At 72.4% G+C, this 24,036-nt stretch carries 22 protein-coding genes, 2 pseudogenes and 2 CRISPR repeat arrays; of the genes and pseudogenes, 13 read left to right on the top strand and 11 right to left on the bottom strand.

All coding sequences use genetic code 11. From position 1 onward, the window contains the following. Positions 1 to 28 precede the first annotated feature (28 nt). Entirely contained in the window at positions 29 to 526 is a 498-nt protein-coding gene (locus ACFRAR_RS16370; protein WP_380698733.1) for a VOC family protein, read from the top strand. Here the strand turns inward: ACFRAR_RS16370 and ACFRAR_RS16365 are convergent. Both ACFRAR_RS16365 and ACFRAR_RS16360 read right to left on the bottom strand, forming a co-directional pair. Beyond that, entirely contained in the window at positions 486 to 1,874 is a 1,389-nt protein-coding gene (locus ACFRAR_RS16365) for an NDP-hexose 2,3-dehydratase family protein (protein ID WP_380698732.1), read from the bottom strand. The genes ACFRAR_RS16370 and ACFRAR_RS16365 overlap by 41 nt on opposite strands. Before the next feature lie 4 nt (positions 1,875 to 1,878). Then, complete coding sequence (locus ACFRAR_RS16360; RefSeq protein ID WP_380698731.1) at positions 1,879 to 2,844, bottom strand: NAD-dependent epimerase/dehydratase family protein; 966 nt, start codon at positions 2,842 to 2,844, stop codon at positions 1,879 to 1,881. Between the two features lie 201 nt (positions 2,845 to 3,045). Here ACFRAR_RS16360 and ACFRAR_RS16355 point away from each other — a divergent pair, with 201 nt between their 5' ends. From ACFRAR_RS16355 to ACFRAR_RS16335, 5 genes are all read left to right on the top strand, one after another. Next, the gene (locus ACFRAR_RS16355; RefSeq protein ID WP_380698730.1) at positions 3,046 to 4,338 is read left to right on the top strand and encodes a nucleotide disphospho-sugar-binding domain-containing protein; all 1,293 of its coding nucleotides are present in this window, start codon (positions 3,046 to 3,048) and stop codon (positions 4,336 to 4,338) included. Then, positions 4,335 to 5,456: a polysaccharide pyruvyl transferase family protein gene (locus tag ACFRAR_RS16350; protein WP_380698729.1), complete on the top strand. Its 1,122-nt coding sequence runs from the start codon at positions 4,335 to 4,337 to the stop codon at positions 5,454 to 5,456. Before ACFRAR_RS16355 ends, ACFRAR_RS16350 begins: the two co-directional genes overlap by 4 nt. Before the next feature lie 6 nt (positions 5,457 to 5,462). Further along, the gene (locus ACFRAR_RS16345) at positions 5,463 to 6,455 is read left to right on the top strand and encodes a Gfo/Idh/MocA family protein (RefSeq protein ID WP_380698728.1); all 993 of its coding nucleotides are present in this window, start codon (positions 5,463 to 5,465) and stop codon (positions 6,453 to 6,455) included. A 127-nt stretch (positions 6,456 to 6,582) separates the two neighbouring features. Next, a CRISPR array of direct repeats spans positions 6,583 to 8,136; the repeat unit is 26 nt; unit sequence CTCCCCGCGCCAGCGGGGGTCAGCCG. 287 nt (positions 8,137 to 8,423) lie between these two features. Then, positions 8,424 to 9,161 (top strand): transposase, encoded by a 738-nt coding sequence (locus ACFRAR_RS16340; RefSeq protein WP_380698727.1) that lies wholly within the window; start codon positions 8,424 to 8,426, stop codon positions 9,159 to 9,161. Positions 9,162 to 9,287: 126 nt separating this feature from the next. Continuing rightward, positions 9,288 to 10,841: a CRISPR direct-repeat array (repeat unit 28 nt; unit sequence GTCCTCCCCGCGCCAGCGGGGGTCAGCC). Between the two features lie 390 nt (positions 10,842 to 11,231). Then, a complete protein-coding gene (locus ACFRAR_RS16335) occupies positions 11,232 to 11,525 on the top strand; it encodes a DUF6087 family protein (RefSeq protein WP_380698726.1) in 294 nt (97 codons plus the stop codon). A 66-nt stretch (positions 11,526 to 11,591) separates the two neighbouring features. Here the strand turns inward: ACFRAR_RS16335 and ACFRAR_RS16330 are convergent, their stop codons facing one another. The 3 genes from ACFRAR_RS16330 to ACFRAR_RS16320 form a co-directional block, all read right to left on the bottom strand. Continuing rightward, positions 11,592 to 12,218 (bottom strand): HAD family hydrolase, encoded by a 627-nt coding sequence (locus tag ACFRAR_RS16330; protein WP_380698725.1) that lies wholly within the window; start codon positions 12,216 to 12,218, stop codon positions 11,592 to 11,594. Between the two features lie 703 nt (positions 12,219 to 12,921). After that, complete coding sequence (locus ACFRAR_RS16325) at positions 12,922 to 13,476, bottom strand: N-acetyltransferase (protein ID WP_380698724.1); 555 nt, start codon at positions 13,474 to 13,476, stop codon at positions 12,922 to 12,924. 159 nt (positions 13,477 to 13,635) lie between these two features. After that, complete coding sequence (locus ACFRAR_RS16320) at positions 13,636 to 14,988, bottom strand: transcriptional regulator (RefSeq protein WP_380698723.1); 1,353 nt, start codon at positions 14,986 to 14,988, stop codon at positions 13,636 to 13,638. Between the two features lie 130 nt (positions 14,989 to 15,118). On the opposite strand from ACFRAR_RS16320, the gene ACFRAR_RS16315 reads away from it, so the two are divergent. The 3 genes from ACFRAR_RS16315 to ACFRAR_RS16305 are packed head-to-tail and all read left to right on the top strand — an operon-like array spanning position 15,119 to position 15,691. Then, positions 15,119 to 15,316 (top strand): hypothetical protein, encoded by a 198-nt coding sequence (locus ACFRAR_RS16315; RefSeq protein WP_380698722.1) that lies wholly within the window; start codon positions 15,119 to 15,121, stop codon positions 15,314 to 15,316. Next, a complete protein-coding gene (locus tag ACFRAR_RS16310; RefSeq protein ID WP_380698721.1) occupies positions 15,309 to 15,467 on the top strand; it encodes a hypothetical protein in 159 nt (52 codons plus the stop codon). Before ACFRAR_RS16315 ends, ACFRAR_RS16310 begins: the two co-directional genes overlap by 8 nt. Before the next feature lie 20 nt (positions 15,468 to 15,487). Continuing rightward, the gene (locus tag ACFRAR_RS16305) at positions 15,488 to 15,691 is read left to right on the top strand and encodes a hypothetical protein (protein WP_380698720.1); all 204 of its coding nucleotides are present in this window, start codon (positions 15,488 to 15,490) and stop codon (positions 15,689 to 15,691) included. 160 nt (positions 15,692 to 15,851) lie between these two features. Here the strand turns inward: ACFRAR_RS16305 and ACFRAR_RS16300 are convergent, their stop codons facing one another. The 4 genes from ACFRAR_RS16300 to ACFRAR_RS16285 all read right to left on the bottom strand — a co-directional run bounded on the left by ACFRAR_RS16300 (position 15,852) and on the right by ACFRAR_RS16285 (position 18,298). Then, entirely contained in the window at positions 15,852 to 16,175 is a 324-nt protein-coding gene (locus tag ACFRAR_RS16300; protein ID WP_380698719.1) for a MazG nucleotide pyrophosphohydrolase domain-containing protein, read from the bottom strand. Between the two features lie 95 nt (positions 16,176 to 16,270). Then, positions 16,271 to 16,849: a hypothetical protein gene (locus ACFRAR_RS16295; protein ID WP_380698718.1), complete on the bottom strand. Its 579-nt coding sequence runs from the start codon at positions 16,847 to 16,849 to the stop codon at positions 16,271 to 16,273. Positions 16,850 to 17,004: 155 nt separating this feature from the next. Next, complete coding sequence (locus ACFRAR_RS16290; RefSeq protein WP_380698717.1) at positions 17,005 to 17,262, bottom strand: hypothetical protein; 258 nt, start codon at positions 17,260 to 17,262, stop codon at positions 17,005 to 17,007. Between the two features lie 187 nt (positions 17,263 to 17,449). Beyond that, complete coding sequence (locus tag ACFRAR_RS16285) at positions 17,450 to 18,298, bottom strand: helix-turn-helix domain-containing protein (protein WP_380698716.1); 849 nt, start codon at positions 18,296 to 18,298, stop codon at positions 17,450 to 17,452. A 125-nt stretch (positions 18,299 to 18,423) separates the two neighbouring features. On the opposite strand from ACFRAR_RS16285, the gene ACFRAR_RS16280 reads away from it, so the two are divergent. Both ACFRAR_RS16280 and ACFRAR_RS16275 read left to right on the top strand, forming a co-directional pair. Beyond that, positions 18,424 to 19,425 (top strand): alpha/beta fold hydrolase, encoded by a 1,002-nt coding sequence (locus ACFRAR_RS16280; protein WP_380698715.1) that lies wholly within the window; start codon positions 18,424 to 18,426, stop codon positions 19,423 to 19,425. 132 nt (positions 19,426 to 19,557) lie between these two features. Then, positions 19,558 to 19,734: pseudogene (locus ACFRAR_RS16275) on the top strand (transposase); the annotation flags it as partial. On the opposite strand, the pseudogene ACFRAR_RS16270 reads toward ACFRAR_RS16275, so the two are convergent. Then, a pseudogene (locus ACFRAR_RS16270) lies at positions 19,731 to 19,886 on the bottom strand (transposase); the annotation flags it as partial. The pseudogenes ACFRAR_RS16275 and ACFRAR_RS16270 sit on opposite strands and share 4 nt — an antisense overlap. 65 nt (positions 19,887 to 19,951) lie before the next feature. Then, positions 19,952 to 21,118, bottom strand: coding sequence for a hypothetical protein (locus ACFRAR_RS16265; RefSeq protein WP_380698714.1), 1,167 nt, complete (start codon positions 21,116 to 21,118; stop codon positions 19,952 to 19,954). 259 nt (positions 21,119 to 21,377) lie between these two features. Here ACFRAR_RS16265 and ACFRAR_RS16260 point away from each other — a divergent pair, with 259 nt between their 5' ends. Then, entirely contained in the window at positions 21,378 to 22,649 is a 1,272-nt protein-coding gene (locus ACFRAR_RS16260; protein ID WP_380698713.1) for a nucleotide disphospho-sugar-binding domain-containing protein, read from the top strand. Further along, on the top strand, positions 22,646 to 23,953 hold the full coding sequence (locus tag ACFRAR_RS16255) for a hypothetical protein (protein WP_380698712.1): 1,308 nt from the start codon (positions 22,646 to 22,648) through the stop codon (positions 23,951 to 23,953). Before ACFRAR_RS16260 ends, ACFRAR_RS16255 begins: the two co-directional genes overlap by 4 nt. Positions 23,954 to 24,036 lie beyond the last annotated feature (83 nt).

The raw sequence follows: 24,036 nt of genomic DNA, 5'->3' as shown, positions 1-24,036 counted from the left end.
GGCGCCCGCCGCGCCCCGGGAGGAAGCCATGCCATTCACCACGTGCCTCAGCGTCCGGGACACCGCCGCCAGCATCGCCTTCTACCAGGAGCTCGGGTTCGAGGTGGACTCCAGCATCGCCCGCCCCGGCGACGACGTCCACATGCTCCTCCACCGGGGCGCCTTCTGCGGACTGCTGTACAGCAACGCCGACCTGAAGCAGTGGCTGCCCGCGCTCGCCGACACCCCCATCAGCCTGGCCGGCATGCTGTACCTGACCGTCGACGACTTCGACGCCTTCCACGAGCTGGTCTCCCGCCGGGCCGAGGTCCTCAAGGGCCCGCTGACGGACCACCTGGGCCAGCGGGTGTTCTACTTCCGCGACCTCGACGGCTACGTCATCGGCATCCACGACAACGCGGCCTTCCGCGCCTCCGACCTGGTCAGGTACGCCGACGGGCGCCCCGCCCCCGAGGACCGCGTCACCGGGCCCGCCACAGGCCCCGTCACAGCAGGCAGGCCATCAGACTCCGGGTCTCCACGTTGACGTAGTAGCCCAGCCGCATCAGCCGGTTGAGCAGCCCCAGCGACATCCACCGGTAGTGGGCCGGCGCCTCCACCGCGTGGCCGTCGGGGAGCCGGATGACCACGTGCCGGGTGTCGGCGTGCAGGAAGCGCCCGCCGTCCTCGGACTGCACCGCGTCCACGACCCGCCACGACGGGTCGCAGTCCAGCAGCGCGGCCAGCGGCGGGAGGTCCCCGGGCCCCTCGTAGTTGCCCGGGGTCAGCTGGACCGTCGCGGCCAGCTCGACCCGGTCGGTGGCCCCCGGCTGGGCCATCGCCTGGACCAGGAACTCCAGGGCGCCCCGGCGGCCTCGGCAGACGAAGGCGACGACGTTGCCGGGGTTGGGGCGCAGCATCGGCTGCGTCCACGCGGCCACCTCCCGGCTGGTGGCCCCGACCGACAGGCCGACGATCTCGAAGTAGCGGCGCTCCCGGTGCCGGATGCTCCGCTCGTCGCACGTCCAGCCCGCCATGTCCCGCAGGGCGATCCTGCGCACGTCGAGCTCGAACCTGGTCTTCTGGTCGATCAGCCAGGTCATCGCCCGGGCGACCTCGCCGTCCGAGGTCTGCCGCCGGTGGGAGCGGACCACCTCCGCGTGGAATCCCTCGCACCCGCCGCCCCCGCCCGGGCGGCTGCGCGCCGTCGCGTACGCGATGGAGGAGAGCACCGTGCGCGCGTTCATGTTCACCCGGTTGCCGCGCGCCAGCAGGCCCCGCAGCTGCCCCAGGGTCAGCCAGGTGAACTCCTCGCCGACCGGCACCCGTTCGTCCGGCGGGACCTCGACGATCATGTTGCGGTTGCGCTTGTACAGGTACCAGGAGGAGTGCTCGGACAGCAGCTGGTCGAAGACGACGGCCCGCCGGCCCGGGCGCAGGAAGTAGTCCAGGTACGGGGTCGGCTTCCCGCCGTGCACCCGCTGGTAGTTGCTGGGCGTGGCCTGCACGGTCGCCGAGTACTGCACCAGCGCGCTGTTGCCCGGCTCCATCTTCGCCTGCATCAGGAAGTGGTGGACGCCGTCGATGCGCTGCGTCAGGATCCCCAGGACGCCGATGTCGGGCTGCACGATGACCGGCTGGCACCACCGCGGCACCGGCCCGAAGTTCGTCCGCACCGAGAGCCCCTCGACGGCGAAGAAACGGCCCGAGGAGTGGCTGAGCCGGTCCCCGCCGAGGTGCCAGTTCGCGAGGGCGCCCAGCGGGACCTGCTCCACCCGGAACGAGGACGCGGCGGCGCGCTCCCGCAGGAAGGCCTCCGGGTCCGGAGTCAGCGGCGTGTGCGCCGTGAGCGCCGAGGCGAGGAAGTCCTCGGCGCCCGTCACCAGGATCGACATCCGCTCAGCCTCCTGCGCCGGTGCGCACGGTGCGTGCCATCAGCTCGATCCCGTCGTCGGGCGCCAGCGGCGCGAAGTCGACGAGCGAGCGCAGCAGCGAGGCGTCCACCACCAGACTGCCGACGTCCGTGCCGGCACTGGGCCCGCGCACCACGGGGACGGGCCGGCGCGTCACGGCACGCACCCGGTCGACGACCTGCGCCACCGAGTAGCCCACCCCGGAGCCCAGGTTGACGGTGGCCGGCAGCTCCCGGCGCAGCGCGAGCAGGTCGAGGGCGGCCCGGACGAAGTCGTCCACGTGGAGGAAGTCCCTGCGCTGCTCCCCGCTGCCGTGCAGCCGAAACGGTTCGCCGGTCAGCGCGCAGCGGAACGCCGCCGACACCACGCCCTGCCCGCGGGACGCGGGCAGGAGCCTGCCGTAGACGTTGGAGCAGCGCAGGACGCAGCACCGCAGCCCGTGCACCCGCCGGTAGAACTCCAGGTAGTGCTCGCCCATCAGCCGCGACATCCCGTACGGGGAGGTCGGCCGCGCCGGGTGGCTCTCGGCCCGCAGCCCCGGCGCCGGACCCGGCGGGTAGACACCGCCCGCCGAGGACAGGAAGACGATCCGGGTGTCCGGGCTCAGCGTGCGCACGGCCTCGCAGACGTTGATGAGCAGCGACAGCGTGTCCACAGCGTCGGCCTGCGGCTCGTGCGCCGAGGGCACCGGGAAGCGGCCGCCCGCGGCGATCACCACCGCGCCCACGCCCCGGCGCAGCACGGCCGGCAGCTCGTCGGCCCCGCCGCCGAGGACCAGGCGCAGCGCGCCGGCGGGCGCGGTCCGCTCACGCAGACCGTACGGGTCGGAGCGTCCGACGACCGTGACGTCCCAGCCGCGGCCCTCGGCGCCCGTGGCCAGGGCGCTGCCCAGGAACCCCGCTCCGATGACGCAGACGCGCGTGGCGCCGGTTGCGCGCGGCGACTCGTCCATGGCCCCTGCTCCTTCGATCGGCCGGCCCCGCACGGTTCCCCGCCCGGCAGGGCGGGACGGCGGCAGAACGGAGGTGTAACCCGTGCGGCGCGCCACCTACCCCGATCCGGACTCGATTGGCCCAGGTGGATGTGCGGCCGACGGCGGGCCCGGCCAGGGTGAAGGCAGCCCGGCCCGGCCACCCCCCTCTCGGAGCTGCGCATGCGCGTCCTCTTCGTGACCCTCCCGGTGAAAGCGCACCTCGACGCGGTGACCCCGCTCGCGTGGGCGCTGCGCGGCGCCGGGCACGACGTCCTCCTGACCGGCGACTGGGGGCCGGAGCGGGACGCCACCGCGCACATCGGCGCGGCCGGACTGGACGCCGTACCGCTGGGCCGCGAAGGGGACGTCTCCCCGGTGCGCCCCGGCACCCACAACGACTCCGGATTCCTGGCACTGGACCCGGAGGAGGCCGACGAGGCCCAGTGGGACCGCTTCCGCGAGGCACTGCGGTACCTGTACACCCAGGTGTACGCGCCAGGCTCCGAACTGGGGGAGCAGTGCGGCCTGCTGGGCAAGCTCGTCTCGTTCACCCGGTCCTGGCGGCCGGACCTCGTGCTGTGGGACATGCTGGCCTTCCCCGCCCCCGTGGCCGCGCGCCTGTGCGGCGCCGCCCACGCCCGGATCGTCTGGGGCACGGACACCGTCGGGCTGCTCCGGGCCCGGATCCTGCGGGAGCTGCGCCCGTCCGCCGCGGGGGGCGCCGAGGACCCCTGCGCGCGGTGGCTGCGGCCGCTGCTCGACCCGTACGGCCTGCCCTTCAGCGAGGACACCCTGCTGGGGCACTGGTCCGTCGACCTGGGCCGGCCACACCCGTACGACGCGCCCGTACGGAGCGTCCCGGTCCGCCGGATCCCGTTCAGCGGCGCGGCCGGGTTCGCCCCGTGGCTGTGGGAGCGCCCCCGGCGGCCCAGGGTGGTGGTGACCCTCGGCCTGACCCGGCAGGAGATCCACCGGCGGCGGTCCGCGTTCCCCCTGCGGGACTTCCTCGACGCGGCGGGCGACCTGGACGCCGAACTGCTGGTCACCATGACGGGCGAGGGGCTGTCCGCCGCTCTCGGACCGGGACCGCTTCCGGGCCGTGTACGGGCCGTCGGCTTCGTACCGTTCAACCGGCTGCTGCCGACCTGCTCGGCGATCGTCCACCAGGGAGGGCGCGGCACCTTCGCCTCGGCCGCCTCCCTCCGGGTACCGCAGGTGGTCGTCCCGCAGCCGCTGTGGGACGAGGCGGCCACCGCCCGCCAGGTCGCCGACTACCGGGCGGGGATCGCCCTCGACCCGGCGGGCCTCGACGGCGCGAGCCTGTACAAGGCGCTGGTCCGGGTGCTCACCGAACCCGCCTTCCAGGAGGGCGCGCGCCGCCTGCACGCCGACCTGACGGCCGACCCCGCGCCCACGGACTGCGTCGCCCGGCTGGAGGAACTGACGGCCCTGCACCGGGGCGGCCGCCCGTGACCGGCCGCAGCCTCCTGTACCTCGTGTGCCCGGCCGGCATCCCCAACTACGGCGACGAACTCATCGCCCTCACCTGGCTGCGGCACCTCGCCCGGGTGGCCCCCGGCTCCGACGTGGTCGTGGACTGCCTCTACCCCGAGGTGGCGGCCGCCCACCTGGGCGGGGTCCACCCCCGGGCCCGATTCACCAGCGTGCTGTGGCAGTTGTGCCTGCGCTGCTGGTCCGACGACGACCCGGCCGCCACCTGCAAGCGGGTGGCGGAAGCCGTACGGTCCCCCGCCCGCGCCGCCGAACTCGCCGACGGGATCGGGCTGCTGCACCGCGCGGACGTCCTGCACCTGGTCGGCGGCGGCTTCGTCAACGCCATCTGGCCGGCCTTCACCGGACTCCTCGCGGGCATCGCCGCCACCGCCGAGACCGGCGGCGCGCGGACGGCGATGACCGGCCAGGGACTCTGGCCGCCGGCCGGCGACCCAGGGCTGACCCGCTCCCTCGCCGAGCGCTTCGACGTGGTCGACGTCCGGGACGCCCCCTCCGCGCGGCTCACCGGGCTCCCCGCCTCCGCCGACCACTGCGACGACGTCTTCCTCGACTTCGGGCCCCACCTGGTGCGCGACGCGGACGAGGACGTGCCGGAGGTCATGGTGTGCGTGCAGTCGCTGCTCGCCGCCTCGGCCGAGGAGACGGTCCGCCGCGTCGCCGAGGTACTGCGCGCCTGGCGGGTGACGGACGTGGGCCTCCTGGAGTGCTCGCCGGACAAGGACCGCGACGTCCTGGCGGCCGCCCGCGAACTGCTGCCCGGCGCGCGCCGCTACACGCTCGACGACGTGCTCACCCACGGCCTGCCCGCCCGGCCCGGCCAGTGCTGGATCAGCACCCGCTTCCACCCGCACGCGGTGTCCGCCGCGGCCGGAGCACACGGCCTCGCCCTGGTCGTACGGCCCGGCTACTACGACGTCAAACACCAGTCGCTGATCGACGGCGGCTCCTCCTGGCAGCTGCTGCACGAACCGGCCGTCCCCGAACGCCCCGTCGGCGGCGGCTTCGGCGCCGAGCGGCTGGCACGGATGCGGGCCGCCAAGCTCGCCGTGGCCGAGCGCATCTACGGGGACGGCTGACGCCCCATGGACCTGCTGCTGATCGGACTGTCCCGCTTCGCCCGCCGCCGGGTGCTGCCGGCCGTCGCGGCGGTGCCCGGCATCACGGCCGTCTCCGTCGCCAGCCGCCATGCCGGCGCCACCGGCCATTGCGATGCTTCCGGCCATGGCGACGTCACCGGCAACGCCGATGCCACCGGCCATGTCCCGCTCCACCGTGATTGGCGCCGCGCCCTGGAGACGTGCCCACCCGGCCTGGCGTACGTGTCGCTGACCAACGACGAACACGCCGACGCGGTACGGCAGGCACTGGAACACGGCTGGCACGTGGTGGTCGACAAGCCCGCCCTGCCGGAACTCTCTACCGCCGTACGGATGGTGGAACTGGCCCGCCGCTCCTCCCTGGTGATCGCGGAGGCGACCTGCTACGCCTTCCACCCGATGTTCTCGGTGATCGCCCGCCACGCGGCAGCGGCCACCAAGGCGGTCGCCGTCTTCACCCCGCCGGTCCCACCCGACGACTTCCGCCACGACCGGGCCCGGGGCGGCGGCGCCCTCCTCGACACCGGCCCCTACCTCGCCTCCCTGGGCCGGGTCCTGTGGGGCCACGAGCCCGAGGAGGTGAGCGTCATGGTCACCGACCGCACACCGGACGGCCTCGGCCTCTCCTACAGTGCCCTGGTTCGCTACGCCGGCGGCCGGACGGCCGTCGGCCACTTCGGCTTCACCAGCGCCTACCGCAACGCGCTGCAACTGCTGGGACGGGAGGAGGTGGTGGACGTCGAGCGCCCGTTCTCGCTGCCCCCGGACACCGGGCCGACGCTGACGGTGCAGCGGGACGGGGCGCAGCACGTCCACCGGCTGCCGTCGGCGGACAGCATGGAGCTGTTCCTGCGCCGGGTGGTGAGCGCCGTCCGCACCGGCTCCCGCGAGTTCGACGAACCGTTGCTCAGCGACGCGCGGACGCTCGACCGCCTGAGGCGCGCGGCGGGCGAGGGCGGGGTGGGTGGCGGTCGGTGACGGGGGTCGGCGGATGCGGCTCCGGGGGTGTGGTGGGGCGCATAGGATGCTCGGCAAGCCCTTTGACACCTCAACAGCTTTGTGTAAAGAAATAGCAAAGGCGTCACATCGTCCCAGGTCGCGAAGGGTTCTCCCCGCGCCAGCGGGGGTCAGCCGTCGTGCGCGGCCCCGGCTGACGACGTCGGCCCGTTCTCCCCGCGCCAGCGGGGGTCAGCCGGACTGGCCGCCGCAATTTCGGGAACGGTTCCGGTTCTCCCCGCGCCAGCGGGGGTCAGCCGTCAGCGCGGAGGCGGCGTTCGCGCTCGTCGAGGTTCTCCCCGCGCCAGCGGGGGTCAGCCGTACGCGTCGGCGTGGAGCCGCTGGAACGCCTCGTTCTCCCCGCGCCAGCGGGGGTCAGCCGAACTCGACGTTGCCGCTGTGGGCGCCGTACACGTTCTCCCCGCGCCAGCGGGGGTCAGCCGGAGGGAGCTTGCTACGGCGGCGATGGTGACGAGTTCTCCCCGCGCCAGCGGGGGTCAGCCGTGGAAGGTCCGGCTGGGCTTCGTCAACGGCACGTTCTCCCCGCGCCAGCGGGGGTCAGCCGGCGCCCCGGGGTTCCGCATCGTGTCAGCGGCCGTTCTCCCCGCGCCAGCGGGGGTCAGCCGGCCGACCCGCGACCCGAAACCGATGCGATTTCGTTCTCCCCGCGCCAGCGGGGGTCAGCCCGTGATGCCACGTCGAGCCATTTGTGGCACCACGTTCTCCCCGCGCCAGCGGGGGTCAGCCGACGGCGCGGGTGCCGCCGCTGAGGGTGGTCTGGTTCTCCCCGCGCCAGCGGGGGTCAGCCGCTCGACGCTGCCATCGCCACCCCGGTCCCCATGTTCTCCCCGCGCCAGCGGGGGTCAGCCGTACTCGGCCTGCGTGATCTGCCTGACCAGCCCGTTCTCCCCGCGCCAGCGGGGGTCAGCCGCCGAGACCGCCCTCACCACCACCAACCGCCAGGTTCTCCCCGCGCCAGCGGGGGTCAGCCGGACATGCCGTTCGTGCCCTGGGTCGAGCAGGTGTTCTCCCCGCGCCAGCGGGGGTCAGCCACCCGAGCCGAGGTTGAGCGTGGTCTTCGACCAGTTCTCCCCGCGCCAGCGGGGGTCAGCCGACGGCCGCACGTCGCTGGAGCGCACCATGGCCGTTCTCCCCGCGCCAGCGGGGGTCAGCCGCCGATCGAGACGGCTACTGGTCCGTCACCGATGTTCTCCCCGCGCCAGCGGGGGTCAGCCGCGGCCGACGGATCGTCAGCGCGTCCTCGGCGGGTCCTCCCCGCGCCAGCGGGGGTCAGCCGAACGCGCCGGGCGCGGGGGCGTTCACGTCCCTGTCCTCCCCGCGCGAGCGGGGGTCAGCCGCGTTCGAACAGGAGGTTGTGGACGATCGGGTCGTCCTCCCCGCGCCAGCGGGGGTCAGCCGTTCACGTACTGGCCGACGCCCTCAGGACCGGTGTCCTCCCCGCGCCAGCGGGGGTCAGCCGCCCAGAAACGGCTGAAGGCCCGGGCCCCTACAGTTCTCCCCGCGCCAGCGGGGGTCAGCCGTCGAGATCTTCCGTGCCGCCTTCGACGAGATCGTCCTCCCCGCGTCAGCGGGAGTTGGCCGGGCCGCCCGCGCCCACTGCACCGCACCGGTATGTCCTCCCCGCGCCAGTGGGGGCCAGTTGGCCGCGGCGCTGAGAACGACGATCGAGCCCATGTCCTCCCCCTTCCCTGAGGAGCGCAAGTACAAGGACCCAGAGTATCGCTGGCTATAGAGGACTTGGCGATCCGCTGGCTCTGTCACCCACACGGGGATTCACCGGACGGCGGAGCGGCCTTCGCGTGACCCTGAACTCAACCAAGAGATCCAGGACTTAACGCGAAGGCTGTAGCTGTGAGTGTGGTGGAACTGTGCGTCCAGCGTGATCCGTTCGCGGAACTGTCACGCTGCCGAGCTGACTTCTACGACTGCGTGCGCGAACGACGTGGCGCACTGTTCGAGCTGGCCGACGCGCTGCTGTGCACCGAGGGCCCGGTGAAGACCCTGGTGGACCTCGCACTCGCCCCTGAGCACCGCCGCGGACACGGCACCCTGTACGGCGCGTTGAACAGGGGCCGCCTGGATGCCGACCAGTTTTTAGGACCGGGCTCGCCGGCCTACCGCTGCCGCGCGCCGCAGACGGCCGTCTGGTCCTCGCCGTCGCCGTCGCCGTGGCTGCGGCCGGACGCCGTGACCTGCCCGGACCGCTCGTTCTGCCACACCTACGGCAGCGGCGACGCCAAGCACCAGATGATCCCGGGCTGGCCGTACTCGGTCGTCGCCGCGATGGAGACCGGCCGCACGTACTGGACCGCGATCCTGGACGCAGTGAGGCTGGAGCCCGGCGCCGTCCTCGCCACCGTCACCACCGCCCAGATCCGCGACATGGTCGAGCGCCTGGTCGGCGTCGGCCAGTGGCGCGACGGCGACCCCGAGATCCTGGTGGTCCTCGACGCCGGTTACGACGCTCCGCGCATCGCCCACCTGCTGGACGGCCTGCCGGTGCAGATCCTCGGCCGGATCCGCTCGGACCGCGTGATGCGCCGACCCACCCCGCCCCGGGTCTACAGCCCGGCGGCCGGCCGGCCAAGCACGGCAGCGAGTTCGTCTTCGGTCGGCCCGAGACCTGGGCCGCCGAGCAGGCGGTGCGGGGCAGTCGGCGGCCGGTGACGGGGCCAGCGGATGCGGCTCCGGGGGTGTGGCGGGGCGCATAGGATGCTTCGCAAGCCCTTTGACATCTCAACAGCTTTGCGCAAAGAAATGGTAAAGCCGTCGCATCGTCCCAGGTCGTGAAGGGTCCTCCCCGCGCCAGCGGGGGTCAGCCGCGGGGGTTGACCCGGTAGCTCCCCGGGTTTGGGTCCTCCCCGCGCCAGCGGGGGTCAGCCGGCGGTGGCGTCCTCCGAGAGGTCGGAGAACGGGTCCTCCCCGCGCCAGCGGGGGTCAGCCGCCGCGCAGCTCCCCGAGACAGGACCCGCGCGTGTCCTCCCCGCGCCAGCGGGGGTCAGCCGGGAGAACCATCAAGAAGCCCGATTTCCTGGCCGTCCTCCCCGCGCCAGCGGGGGTCAGCCGCTGGCGGCGCTCATCCGGCCGGAGCTTCCAGGGTCCTCCCCGCGCCAGCGGGGGGTCAGCCTCCCGGGCCGGCGCGGTGGAGAACTCGGACGGCGTCCTCCCCGCGCCAGCGGGGGTCAGCCGGCGTCACCTGGACCGGCCTTGACCCGCTCGAAGTCCTCCCCGCGCCAGCGGGGGTCAGCCGGCCCGCAGCGAGATGGTCGAATCCATGGTCGAGTCCTCCCCGCGCCAGCGGGGGTCAGCCGGTGTTCGTCGTGGTGACCCGCAGGTCCCCGGAGTCCTCCCCGCGCCAGCGGGGGTCAGCCGCGGCTGGCGTCGTGGGCGGAGCGTATGCCGCTGTCCTCCCCGCGCCAGCGGGGGTCAGCCGTCGGGGGTGGAACAGGTGATCACACAGGTACTGTCCTCCCCGCGCCAGCGGGGGTCAGCCATCGCTCGTCGAAGATCAACTTGTGTGCTACGAGTCCTCCCCGCGCCAGCGGGGGTCAGCCGAACTCCAGCGAGTCCATGGCGAAGGCATTGGGGTCCTCCCCGCGCCAGCGGGGGTCAGCCGGCCACTCCACCATGAACAGCGACCCCATCAGCGTCCTCCCCGCGCCAGCGGGGGTCAGCCGAAGTCGCCCACCACCCTCACGTCACCTCCGTCGTCCTCCCCGCGCCAGCGGGGGTCAGCCCAGCTCCGGAAGGTGCTGCGCTTGATGACGGCCGTCCTCCCCGCGCCAGCGGGGGTCAGCCGCAGAATGAGCGCGCCGATCGTGGTGTGGATCGGTCCTCCCCGCGCCAGCGGGGGTCAGCCGGCCAACGCCCAGCGCGCGCTCGCCGAGTGGCGGTCCTCCCCGCGCCAGCGGGGGTCAGCCGGGGAGCCGACATGGACATCAACATGCTGTTCAGTCCTCCCCGCGCCAGCGGGGGTCAGCCGCGGGTACAGGCGCAGCAGATCAACCCCCGTATGTCCTCCCCGCGCCAGCGGGGGTCAGCCGGGGGCGTGGACCCTGTCCGAGGAGGCGGGGGCGTCCTCCCCGCGCCAGCGGGGGTCAGCCGTTGCGCAAGGGCTGGGTTGTCACGTGGCCGGAGTCCTCCCCGTGCCAGCGGGGGTCAGCCGTTCGGGCAGTCCGGGTCTGCGAGTTCGTAGCCGTCCTCCCCGCGCCAGCGGGGGTCAGCCGAGTTCCACTGGCCCCCTACGGTGTCGGCGTGGTCCTCCCCGCGCCAGCGGGGGTCAGCCGCTGTTGCAGTCCCTCACGCCAGAGCAGAAGGCGTCCTCCCCGCGCCAGCGGGGGGGGGGGGCAGCCGCTGAACCCGCACCCCTTGCCCCGTCGCCCCCGCCCAGCCGGCGACGGAGTGGGGTCTCCATGGCGGACTCTCAGATGCCGTTGACACACCGGAGGTGATCGCAGTCCCGGTCGTCACCGGCCCGACTGCGTCCCTCGACGGGGTGACATCGGAGATGCGCGGTTGATCGGCACCGACCCCAGGGCGGCCCGGGGTCATCGTCGCGGAGGTCCCGAGCCGCCGCTGCCTTCGGGAGGCGGTTGGCCAACGCGGACGAGCGGGCCCGGCCCGTGGTGGGCTCCGCCTCGATCGTGGCAGCGAGGGCCCGTCAGCCGGAGATCCGGGCCGGCTGCTCCGGTCCTGGCCGCCGGTAGGCTGGGCGTCCCTGCCGCAGAGGAGGACCAGGTGGACGAGGACGAACCGCTGGCGCAGTGGGCCGCGCGACGGGATGCCCGGCGTCGGCCGGTCGGTCAGCTCAAGGCCGTGACGATCGGTCACGAGATCGCCCCGGCCCATCTCCACCAGAGCGAGCCTCGTCTGGTCTCCAGCTGGGACGGCTACCAGTGGGTGCCGGAGACGATCGCCCCGGACTACGCGGCCGCGCAGCGCCTCGTCCACGGCATCGACGGTGACGGGGTGATCCCGATGCCGACCGCCGAGCCCCCGAAGAAGCCAACGGGGAGGCACCGCAAGCCCTGACCGGCCGAGGGGAAGCCGACGCACTCGGATCGGCACCAGCGCGGGCGTGCCGCCGAGGCGGTTCGGCTACTGGTCGGACAGCAGCTCGGCCAGTTCGCTCAGCGAGCCAACGGTCCGATCGGCGCCGGCAGTTGTGGTGGCCAGCCCGATGGGACCACGGGGGAGGTGTGCGGTGCGCAGCCCGGCGGCCCGGGCCGGAACCACGTCGTTGGCGGGGTGGTCGCCGACGTGCGGGATCTCCTGCGGTTTGCCCGGGGCCCAGGCGATGACCCGCTCGAAGAACCCCGGCGACGGCTTCGCCACGCCCCACTCCGCCGAGGTCGCGATCGCGTCCATCGGCAGGTTGAGCTCGCTCAGCAGGCCGGACACGGCGGCGTTTTGGTTGCCCGCGACACCCACCCACAGTCCGGCCTCGCGCAGCCGGGAGAGTGCGGGGCGCACGTCCGGGTAGAGGTCAGTCTCGTCGAGGCGGTCGCCCAGGCCCGCGGCACACCGGGCCCGCCACTCCGCGGCGACGTCCACGCCCGGGCGGACGAGCCGGATCGCATCGGCATTGTCCCGCCCCTGGGCCAGCACGACGCCGACCAGGGCCGACATCGTGTGTGCCGGAACGCCGAGCCAGCGCGCCCAGTCCGCCCAGTAACGGGTGTCGCTGGTCAGGGTCTCGCCGATGTCGAACACCACGGAGCGCATGGACCGAGGCTACTGGGGTCCGTTGATCCCGCAACGGCGAGGCGCCCTGTCCGCCCACCGGACTGGGTGGACAGGGCGCCTCGCTGCCCCGGCGTCGCCGTCCTCCCAGGGCCGGTGAGGGGACGAGTGCCCATGGCGGAGCCTCAGCTCGTTCTTTAATTCGTGGCTTCTTGGAGTCTGCCGGGGGAAGCTGAGCGCATGACTGTTGACTCATCTTCCGACTCGGCACAGACCCGGGACCGGGAGGCTGTCGAGCTGATCCTGGGCCGCCCCTTGAACCATGCGTGGCCGGCGGGTGTGCTGGCACCAGGTAGCCGGGTCATGGTGGTCCGTGACCCGGCGTGGGACGGGCCGTGGCAGGTGGAATTCCCGGGCACGATCGACGCCACGGGAGCGCCCGAGCCCGTCGGGACTCCTCGGGCCGGGGGCGGAGAGTTGGCGTACTGGGTCAACTTCGACGAACCGCAGTACGACAGCAGCGGTGGTGGCCCGTACCGAAAGGCCTGGATCTGGGCCCGGCACCTACGACCCGGCCCGGTTCCAGCCGTGTAGACCGGGGCGGGTTCCTGTCGTCAGCCTCGTCTGTATCTCGACGGGCTTGACCGTTCGACGGACAGCGGAGCCTCTGTGGCCAGGCGGCTTGGTCGGCCCCGCTGTCCGGCTGCTGCTCAGGCCTCCGGAGGGTTGGGGGGCCTGGCCCGTACTACCTCAGCGGCTCCCTCATCATCACGGAGAAGACGGGCGAGTCCGAGAAGGGCTGCTGAGAGCCGATCTGCCGGTAGCCCCACGACTCGTAGACGGCCTTCACCTTGCCGTCGCCCGCCTGCGGGTTGACCAGGAGCGTCGCACGGTCCTCCGACCGTCCGCCCAGCACCTCGTCGTGCAGCTGCCTGGCCACGCCCTCGCCCCGCCACGGTCCACGGACGACGACCTCGTTGAACGCCAGCGTGCGCCGCCCGTCCTCCTCGGTGTATCCCTCGGGCAGGGGTGTGGTCATTGACGACCACCACTTGGTGTCCGGACCGAGTGGGACCACGTAGCAGAACCCCACGGGTTCGTCGCCGTCGTAGCCGATCACGGCCTCCCAACCGGGCCGGGACGAGTGTCCGGTCAGTCGTTCCCCGAAGCGCTCCGGTGAGTTGAACGGGCGGTCCATCAGGCCGAAGTCGCCGCGGACCTCTACGTGCAGATCGATGATGACCTGACGGGCCTCCGCCACGTCGGTGATGTGGCGGAAGAGCAGGGCGGTCTCAGGCACGGGCTTCCCTCCGATGGTCGATCCAGCCCTGGGCGTGCGCAGGAGCGCGTAGAGGCAACGGCGCGGAGCCTCGTGTGACGAAGTGACTGCGTAGCGCCATGCCCTGCTGTGGCCGAATGGGTGCCCCTGGCGCTCAGGACGGACGCCGTTGTCGAGGCGTCAGGCCGCGAGCAGGACACGCGTCCGTTCGTTGAAGTCCGCGACCAGCGGGTGGGAACCGAACGGCACCATCCGACGCTGAACGTCCTGTACGGCTTCGACGCTTCGGGACGACTTCACCCGGGCAGACAGGGTGATCGCCCGGACCCCGGCCGAGTGCGCCGCCTCCAGGTCGCCCTGCTGGATGTGGGAGACGGCAAGGGCCGCCTGGGACATGGCGCCACGCCGGGCCCTGCCCTGCGCCCTGGCGAAGTCGATCGACCGGCGGGCGTGCTCGGCGGATTGGGTCGGCCGGCTCAGGTCCCGGAAGACGTTGGCGAACTCCCCGTGCAGGTAGGCGCCGTCGATGAACTTCGCCCACTCCGCCTCGCGCTCAGGCTGGACCCTGGCGAAGGCCCGCTCCGCCTCGGTGACGGCGTGCGACGCCGCCTTGCCGTCTCCGGCCGCCGCGAGGGCCCGGGCCTCAAGGGTCCACAGGTCCGCGAGGCACGCGGGGGAGTCGGAGCGCGAAAGCCCCTGGCGGCCGGCCTGGGCGAGCCTGCGGCCTTCCTGCGGGTTGCCGAGCAGCGTCGCCTGGTCGGCCATCCCGGCCAGGACGTGGGCCCCCAGTGCGGCGTCCTGGGATTCCTCGGCGAGCCGGAGTGCCTGGATCAGGTACCGCTGCGCGGTGCCGTGTTGCCCGTCGTCGTACGCCATCCACCCGAGGAGGTAGGTCTGCTCGGCGGTGGCTGCGCACAGGGCACGCCGGACGTCGTCGGCGAAGGCGCGCCGGAGTAGCGGGTACACGTGCTCGTTCATGTAGGCGGTGAGGATCAGCCGACCGGACCCGCCGCCCTGCATCACGTCCATGTCCTGGAAGCTTGCGAACATGTTGCGGACGCTGGTCACGTCCTCGAGTCGGACGCGAGGGCCGGGTTCGGGTTGTTGGTCAAGGGTGTTGAGCAGCCAGTCGCGGGAAGGTCCGACTCCTGCCGTCGCGGCGAACGGCACTGCCGCCAGAAACGTCCGTCGGTCCATGTCCGCTCTCCCCAGCTCGGTGACCGCTTCGACTGTCTCTCCGAACGATGCGCTGTAAGTCAGCGGACGGTCAAGGTCTGGCGATTCGGTGAAGCCGAGGTCGTAGGTGGTGACCCGGTAGCCGAAGTGGGCAGAGAAGATGTCGGCGATGATGCGGGGGAGGGGGTTGCGGGGCCGCTCGCCCTGGCACCAACGACGGACACCGGTGGTGTCGGGGTTGATGTGCCGGATCCCGTGGTCGAGCGATCGCCGGTGCACCCGGCGGGCCACTTCACCCCGGCTCAGGCCGGACCGCGTGATCCAGTCGATGAGCTTCTGGTTCGGCTGCTTCCCCATGGTCTCCCCATCCCGACTGCCGGAAAATCCGCCAGGGTTCGACACCCCTCGGAACCGTACCGGCGAGGCCCGCTCCGGGGTTGGCCGAATCGGACGGATTCACCGTGGCGAAAGGTGGCGAATCGGCGTGATGACGGTGAAGGACCTGACGGCCCAGGAGTGTTCCAGGTGCCGGGAGTTGGACGCCATCGCCTGTGCGGCGCTGCGCGTCGCCGACTCGGCGACCGGCTACTGCTACCGGGATGCCTCGCGCCTGAGCGACGTTCGGGTGCTGCGGGAGCGCCACGCGCCGTACTGCGAGCACCCCCGGGGTGGCGGGCATGGGTGAACCCGTTCCCACACCGCCTGAGGACCCGGCGGCGGGCGCCGACCAGGCCGACCCCGCCCCGCCCCTGGAGCCCGCCGAGTCGGACACCATGCGGCTCCTCCGGGAGCGCACCCGGGAGTTGCGGCACCGCCGCGCCGCCGACTGGCGTTGAACCTTCGGATGAGAGACACCATGACCGACCTCCCCGCGGGCCCGGCGCTCGCACACCCGACCCGCACCGCCCCGGTCAGGCAGCGCGCGGACGACCTCCCCACCCCACGCGGGGACGCGCCCGCGCCCCGCCTCCGGACGGTCTGGCGCTTCACGGACTGGACGCTGAGCCGTGCCGCGAACGAGCCCGACCTGCCCCCGGTAAGGCACCGGTTCCAGTGCTGATCGCGGGCCGCCTGACGGTGCACCGGCAGCGGGGAGCCGAACGAAGGCCCGGCGCCCCGTCTCCCGCCGAAGCCGGGGTGGGGTCTCGGCCCACCAGTGGTGACCGCGGCGATGAGTGCCGTTCACGGTCCGGCCTTCCCCGAACCGAGAGCCGTGTTGATCAGGCGGAGACCCAGGTGCGTGTCTCGTTGACCGCCTCCTTGTTCCGGAGGGCGTCGGCGAGGTCGATGTCCAGGCGGTTGGCGATGGCGCAGAGGTAGATGAGCACGTCGGCCAGTTCCTCGCCGACCTTGCCGACCTTCGAGTTCGGGTCGAGTCGCATGCCTTCGCTCTTGCGGACGGCCTTGAACACCTCGCCGACTTCTTCGCCGAGCTGGAGGCATTGTTCGATAAGCGGCTTGTCGCTGAATCCCCGCTCGACTTCCATGTCGGCGACGTATCGCTGAATGTCTTCGAGTGACTGGTTCTTTTCGAGGGGAATCACGAGGAGCCTCGCTGCACGGTCGGGAATTGAGAGACGTCGGGGCAGCAGGCTAGCAGCCAATTCATGATCGCCTGTACGGATTCCCGGACCAGCGACTACGCCTGGATCTGCTCCGGCAGTAGCGTCATCTGGCCGGGGATCATGGTCGTGCGGGCCGGCCTGCCGGAAGTCCAGCCCTGCCGCAGGACCCGGGTCAGGCGGTCCGCGTCGGCCTTGGCGGTGGTTCGGATCTCTGGGGTGGTGCGTCCTCTGACCAGGCTGGCGGTGACACGGCGCCCGGCTTCGTCCCAGGCCCAGGTTCCGATGACCTGGCCGTCGTGGAGGACGGTGGGCAGGACCTCGCCGATCCGGTTGAAGGCGCGCCGGGCGGGAAGGCCGCCGAGGTAGCGGGGGCGGGTCTCGAAGTACGCCTCGACCAGGAAGGCTGTGGCGTGCTGCCGGTCGAGGCCGAGGTCGGCTTCCGGGTAGGCCTGCTTGGTCAGGGCGAAGGTCCGCACTTCCCGGTTCCAGGCGTCGGAGGCGTTCAGGTAGGCGATGTCCCCCCGTTCCCAGGACAGCTTGAGGGCGAGGCGCGCTCGCGGGGTGCTGACACCGCGCTGGGCGAGACGGTCTTCGATGTCGCGGTGGTGGAGGGGGCCGTGCAGGCCCGGGCCGGCCCGTGCGATCGCTTCCACCGAACCGGGCCGGGTGTCCTCGGCGAGCCCCTGGCGTCGCAGAGTCCAATTCCACAGCCTGTTCGACGCCGCTTCGTCCAGCGTGCGAATCGGTAATCCGGAAATGAAAGGCGCCGGCATGCGGGGATCCTGGCATGCCGCTCTGTGTCGGGAATTCATCCCTGCGAGTTCCATCCGGATTCGACGAATTCCCGTAGGCGGGTGTGCGGCATTTCGACTTCCGCCCATTGCTGGTCGCTTCCCCACCGCCTTTCGTCATTGTGGTGGATGTGGAATTTCGCCCAGTTCCCGTCCCAGTCGGGCCGGAGGTGGGTACCCCGGACGCCGTGGAGGCCGGCCTCCTCGCAGACCGCGGCGAGGTAGAGCACGCCGAACGGAGGGAACTCCTTGCGCTCCTCCCGGAAGCGGGCCATGTCGTAGACCTCGGGGTACAGCAGCGCGCGCCACTCGCACGTTCCTGCTCCTTCTGGGAGGGCGGTATGTGACGCGATGTCACATCCGTCCTTACCGGTCAGGCAGTGGACGAACGTTTAGCCCCTCAACCTGACGCTCACCTGAGACTCGGATCTCTTTCGGCAGACCAGTCACTCGTGGTGCCGGTCAGGCCGCGCCGCCGTGTGCCGACCAGGCCCTGTCGTCGGCGGCCAGCCATGGCTCGTTCGCGGCGGCGGTGGGGGGTTTCCCGGTGAACGCGCGGACGTCGTGGTGGAGGTGGGACTGGTCCGCATAGCCGCAGTCCGCTGCCACTCGCGCGGGGGTGTGCCCGCAGACCAGGCGATGGATGGCGTGATCGAAGCGGACCAGCATGGCGGCGCGTTTGGGTGTCAGGCCGATCTGCGAGCCGAAGCGTGACCACATGCGCTGGCGGCTCCACCCGGTGCGGGCCGCGAGGTCGCTCACGCGGGCTTGGCCGTGGCTGGCGGCGATCTGGCGCCAGGCCCAGGCCACCTCGGGATCGACCGGCCTGCCTGCACGGAGCCGGGTAAGCAGTTCTGTGTCAATCAGCGCGAAGCGCTCCGGCCAGGTTCGCGCATGGTGAAGCCGCTCCCGCAGACGCGGCGCGTCGCGGCCCCACAGGTCGTCGAGCGCGATGACGCTCCCGCGCAACTCTGCGAGCGGGAGCCCGAGCACGAGGTGCGCGACAAGCGGAGACAGGCGGATCTGCACGCACTCGATGCCTTCGGCGCGCACCTGGAACGCGCTGAAGGCGAGCCCGGCGGCCAGGCTCGCCGACCGCATTCCGCCGCCGGCGCCGTAGATGCCGAACGGGCGGTCACCGAACTCGACAGCCACGGTGACGGCGGGGTGGGGGATGGCTCGTAGTTCGATCGGGTTGTCGTCGCGAATGCGGAATCCGGCCATGTCGACACCGGGCAGCGCGGTTGCCCGCGACGGTCGCGCGATCTCCCAGGCCGCGGTGGGGTCTGCCTTCCGGCGAACTGGTAGCACGTCCCGACTGTACGAGCGGTTCGGCGGCGGGATCAACCATGCGTGAGGCGCGGACATTTCTCCAAGCCGCGTCGCGCCGGCCGTCGGCAGGGTGGTGGTGCCACGGACCGAGCGACGGAGGAACTATGGACGAGACGACCACCCCGCAACACCCACGCACCCGCAGCCGCGCAGACGCTGCGCCGCGCACCCCGCGCGGACGGCGGGCGTGGAGTCGACGATGGCGGATCACGCTGCTGGCCGTCGGCGTGCTGGCCGCCCTCCTCACGGTGAACACGTTGGCAGTGTCCACGCAGACGGCCGAAGCCTCCGGCGGGCAGATCGTCCGCCTTCCCGGCGGGGACATCCACGTCGTGCAGGATGGGCCGCCCGACGCGCCCACGGTGGTGCTCCTGCACGGCCTGGGTGGCTCGACGGCATGGTGGGATCCAGTGCTGCCGGCCTTGCGGGACCTGCACGTGGTGCGGGTGGACCTGCTCGGGCACGGCGGATCGGCCAAACCGGCCGATGGCTACGGCATGGCGGAGCAGGCACGCCGGGTCGGGGCCGTACTCGATCGGCTCGGGGTGCGCCGCGCGACCGTCGTCGGGCATTCCACCGGCGGCGACGTCGCCACGTCGCTGGCCGAACAGCGCCACGACCTGGTGGCGGCGATCGCGCTGATCGACACTGGCCCGCGGTTGGACGCGTACATCGGCGACAGCTTCACCGGCCGCCTGGTGGCCACGCCGGTGGTGGGGGAACTGCTCTGGCGGCTGCGCACCGACGGCACCATCCGTGACGCGCTGAGCACCGCGTTCACCCGTCAGGTGCGGATCCCCGACCGGATGGTCACCGACATCCGGGGCATGACCTACCGCAGCCTCACCGCGACCGACGATGCGTCCACCGCGTACACGAAGGAACGGTCCATTCCCGACCGACTCGCCGGCCTCGACCTGCCCACCCTGGTGATCTTCGGCTCCCAGGACCGGCGATGGCAGCCGTCCTCCGCCCAGGACTACCGCCGAATCCCCCACGCCCGAATCGAGATCCTCGACGGTGTCGGCCACACACCCATGTTCGAGGACCCCGACACCACCGGAGCCCTCCTGCACGGCTTCGCCGTCCCAAACGCGCCACACTGACCCGGCATCACCACTCATCCACCGCGGCCGCCGCGCCTGTCGCAGCCCGACACCGACGGGCAACGTGAGCTTTGCCCCGTGACGTGGACACCCTGACACTTGGATCTTGACGATCCGGGAAGGGAAGCCCAGGTGGGACGTCCATCGAGGTACTCGGACGAGTTCCGTCGTGATGCCGTCGCGCTGTACCGGGCCTCGGAGGGCCGGCGCACGTTCGCGGCTGTCGCGAAGGAGATCGGGGTCAACCACGAGACCCTGCGGAACTGGGTACGAGCCGCCGATGCCGAGCCGTCGTCGACCGCGGCCAGACGCTGGTTCTTGACCCGGCGGACCATCACCGCGTGGCTCTTGCCGGAGGCGCGGGTGACCGGCGCTGATCCGGTGTAGGCCTTGAGCGCCCTGGCGTCGGCGAAGCGGGTGCGGCCGTCGCCGATCTCGACGAGGACCCGGGCACCGATGAGGCTGGACTCCACGAACCATCCTGCCCCGCAACGGAGTTGACGGCCCAGCCGCCGGGAAGGGGGGCTCAGTTGCCGGCGGCGTGGCGGATCCAGTCCGGGATCCCGCCTTCGGCGTTGCGGCCCTTCTCCAGGAACGCGATGTTGCGGTAGAGGTGCAGGCCGGCCAGGGACGCGCCGACTCCGTCGGCGGGCTTCGCCGGCTGCTCCTCGTAGTGGAGGTCGTCCACGAGCTGCTTGACGAGGCCGAGCGTGGTGGTGCCGCAGGCCTCGGGGTCCTCGTTCCCGCCGAAGCCCGGGGCGTAGGAGGTCCACAGGTCCTCGATGACGTACAGGCCTCCGGGGCGGACGTGGGGGTACAGGGCCCGGAAGGTGGTCCTGATGTGTTCGTTGACGTGGCTGCCGTCGTCGATGACGATGTCGAACGGGCCGTGTCGCTCGGCGATGTCGAGCAGCTGGGCGGGGTCGCTCTGGTCGGCCTTCAGCGTGTGGAGGCGCTGCTGGTCGAGACCGCTCTTGTCGAACAGGTCGACGCCGAACACGAGGCCCCGTGGGAAGTAGTGCTTCCACATCTTCAACGACCCGCCGCCGTGGGCGGGGTCGTCGTATCCGCCGATCCCGATTTCGAGTACCCGGACGGGCTGGGTGCGCAGGTGGTGCAGGTGGCGTTCGTAGAGCGGGGCGAACCAGTGCAGGCCGCCCCATTTGTCCGAGTCGTGGCGCACCGCCAGCCGGGCGAGCCCGGGGTGGTCGGAGGAGCAGCCGGTGAGGACCGTGCTGGCCGCCGCCATGATCGGGCCGAGTGGGCGGATGCCCTCCGCCGTCATGGATTCCGGGACGAATTGCAGGGCGGTCCCGCGGCTTGCCGGTCCGCCGGGTCCGGTGGGCCCGAACAGTTCCCGTACCAGGTCGATGACGTCGAATTCGATGTGGAGTGCGGCCGGGTCTTTTGTGTCGTTCAGGTGGACCGGCCGGCCGGCTTGTACCAGAAAGGAGACGCGGTGTCGTTCTTCGCCGCGTGTGACGTCCATGGTGATGGTGACCGGGTCGGCGTTGCCGGGCGGATCGCAGCGGAAGAGGATTTCGTCGACCAATACGGCCGTGATGTCGGCCAGTTCGTAGGAGTGGACGACGGAGTGCAGGGTCCGAGTGTCCTCGCCGGCCAGTCGGAGGCCTTCGGCCAGTGCGGCCGAATCGGTTTTCCTGCCGACCCGGGGGTCTAGAAATGTGCTCATCACATAAAATCCATTTCGAACTCCGCTGGAATGGACGTCGCGTGACACATTCTCGTGTCCGTCGTTTCCCGGTCAAGTCGCCGCCGGAATGCGGTTGCGATGCGGGCCGGTGAAACAGGTGTAACGTTCGGCGCGATTGACCTCGGAGTGACGGGTCCGGCCCGGCGTGCTTGAAAGCGGTTCGGCCGGGCTGGACAATCCCCAGCAAATCTCGCCGCATTGGCGATCCTCGATGCCTTCATCCGGTTAGGAGCAGTCTGTGCGCGTGTTGTTCGTGGCGGCGCCCGGGGTCGGCCACCTCATGCCGGCGGTTCCCACCCTGTGGGCCGCGCAGGAGGCCGGTCACACGGTCCTGGTGGCCACGACCGGGCCGAGTCTGGAGATGGCCGCGCGCTCGGGCCTGGCCGCCGTGGACGTCTCCGACGGCGACGCCGCGGACACCTACCACCGGCTCGGCGTCTGGGTCGCGAAGAACAGGCCCGACCGGTACGACCTCCCCGGCGCCTGGCACCGGTTCGTCGGTGGCGCGTCGGTCCGGAGGGACCCGGCAACGGCCGACTCACCACCCGGGCCCGCCCCCGACGACCCGCCGCAGCCCGCGCCCGACGACCCGCCGGGCGCCGCGCCCGACGACGCCGTCGCCCTGGCCCACGGGGTGGGAGGCCAGATGGTGGACCGCACCGTCGACCTGATCCGCCGCTGGCGCGCGGACCTCCTGGTCTTCACGACCTTCCTGTCCGGCGGTCAACTCGCCGCCGAGGCCGCCGGAATCCCCTGCGTGATGCACGGGATCGGGCTGCCCTACCCGACCTTCGCCGAGGTGCTGAGCGCCATGGCGGACGTCTGCGCACGCCACGGGGTCACCGGCGCGCTCACCCCGCCGGTGGCGACCGTCGACCTGTGCCCCGAGAGCCTGTGCCCCGAGAGCCTGCGCCCTCCGGGAGGCGCGACCGGATGGCCGATGCGCTACGTGCCGTACAACGGCGGCGCCGTGCTCCCCGACTGGCTGTGCGCCGCGCCACGGCGCCCGCGCGTCTGCGTCACCTGGGGGTCGGTGCTCCCTGCCGTCGGCTGCACCTCGATGCTGCGGGACGTGGTCGAGGCGGTGGCCGCCGAGGACGCCGAGGTCGTCCTCACCGCGGGCGAGGCGGAGCTGTCCGGCCTGGGGCCGCTCCCGCCGAACGTCCGCGCCGTCGACTGGGTGCCGCTCAGCGCCCTGCTCCCGAGCTGCGCCGCCGTCGTCCACCACGGCGGGTCGGGCACCACCTTCACCGCTCTCGCCCACGGGGTGCCGCAGCTCGTCCTGCCGCAGACGGCGGACCAACCGGTGAACGCGCAGGCCGTGGTGGAGCGCGGGACGGGGCTGGCCTTCCCCGACCGGGACGTCGACCGCGGGGCCCTCGCCGACGGCGTCCGCCGCGCGCTGACCGACCAGCGGATCCGCGAGGCGTGCCGGCAGGTCCGGGACGAGATCAGGGCGATGCCCGGCCCCGAGCGGGTCGTCCGGCGGCTGTCGGAGGTCGCGTCATGACCCGCACGGGCCCGCAGCCGGTCGCCGCGCCGAGCCTGCTGCCAGACGACGCCCCGGCGGCCGAGAGCGTCGAGACCGCCGAGAGCGTCGAGACCGCCGAGACCGTCGAGGCCGGCTCCGGCTGGGCCACGATCGCCCCGCTGCTGCGCGCGGTCGTGGACGAACGCCTGCTGGCCCAGGCCGTCGACGACCTCGGGCTCGACCGGGTCGCGACGGTCGTCGCCGAGGAACTCGCGGTGCGGTGCGACCCCGTGGAGGTGGAGCACGCCGCGCACCTCTCCTTCGAGATCACCTCGGGCCGGGACCGGGCCCGCCGCCTCGTCACCGTCGACCGCGACGGGCTGACCTCGCAACGGGACGGGTGGCAGGACGCGCCGGTGCGGATCAGCTACGACGCCGTCGACCTCCTGCGCAGCCTCTACGGCCCCGGTCCCGGCCTCGGCCCCGGCTTCGACGCCGACCACCAGACCAGTCGGCGGGTGACCACCCGCCCCGAACTGAACGCCCCCGGCCCGGACCGGGACGGACTCGCCGCGATCGTCCGCGAGCGCCAGCGGCTGGCGCGCGCGGTCCAGGCGGTGGTGGCCGCCTGCGGGCGGCACCCGGTCGACCTCGGCCGGCTCTCCGCCCGGTTCGGCTCGGACAAGTGGGCCGACCTCCACTGGTACACCCAGCACTACGAGCGGCACTTCGCCCGCTTCCGGGACGCGCCGATCCGCCTGCTGGAGATCGGGATCGGCGGCTACGACGCGCCGGACCAGGGCGGTGCGTCCCTGCGCATGTGGCAGCGCTACTTCCCGGCGGCGCTGGTGCTCGGGCTCGACATCGTGCCCAAGCCCGGCGTCCGGGGCCCGCGCATCGCCACCGCCGTCGGCGACCAGGGCGACCCCGGCCTCCTCGACGACCTCGGCCGGCGGTTCGGGCCGTTCGACATCGTCATCGACGACGGCAGCCACCTCAACGCCCACGTCCGAGCCTCCTTCGACGCCCTGTTCCCCTACGTCCGCCCCGGCGGGCTGTACGTCATCGAGGACCTCCAGACCGCCTACTGGCCCGGCTTCGGCGGCACCGCCGGCCCCGTCGCCGGGCCCGGAACCTCGGTCGGGCTGCTCAAACAGCTCATCGACGGCCTGCACCACCAGGAGTGGGTGACACCGGCGGCGGCGCCCCGGCCGTCCTACGCCGACCGCCACGCCGTGGCCCTGACCGTCCACCACAACCTCGCCTTCATCGAGAAGGGCGTCAACGCCGAGGAAGGCGCGCCCGCCTTCATCGACCGCGGGTGCTCCCCGGCCCCGGCGTGACCTTCCCCCAAGTCCTGTGGAACCCAGGCCCTGGCCCCCCCGGACCTCCGGCCCCCCGCACCTCCGGCCCCCCGGCCCCCGCA

It is taken from the genome of Kitasatospora sp. NPDC056651, assembly GCF_042792155.1.
Lineage (GTDB): Bacteria > Actinomycetota > Actinomycetes > Streptomycetales > Streptomycetaceae > Kitasatospora.
The sequence above is the reverse complement of the archived record's forward strand: the minus strand, read 5'-3'. Positions and strand labels throughout refer to the sequence as shown.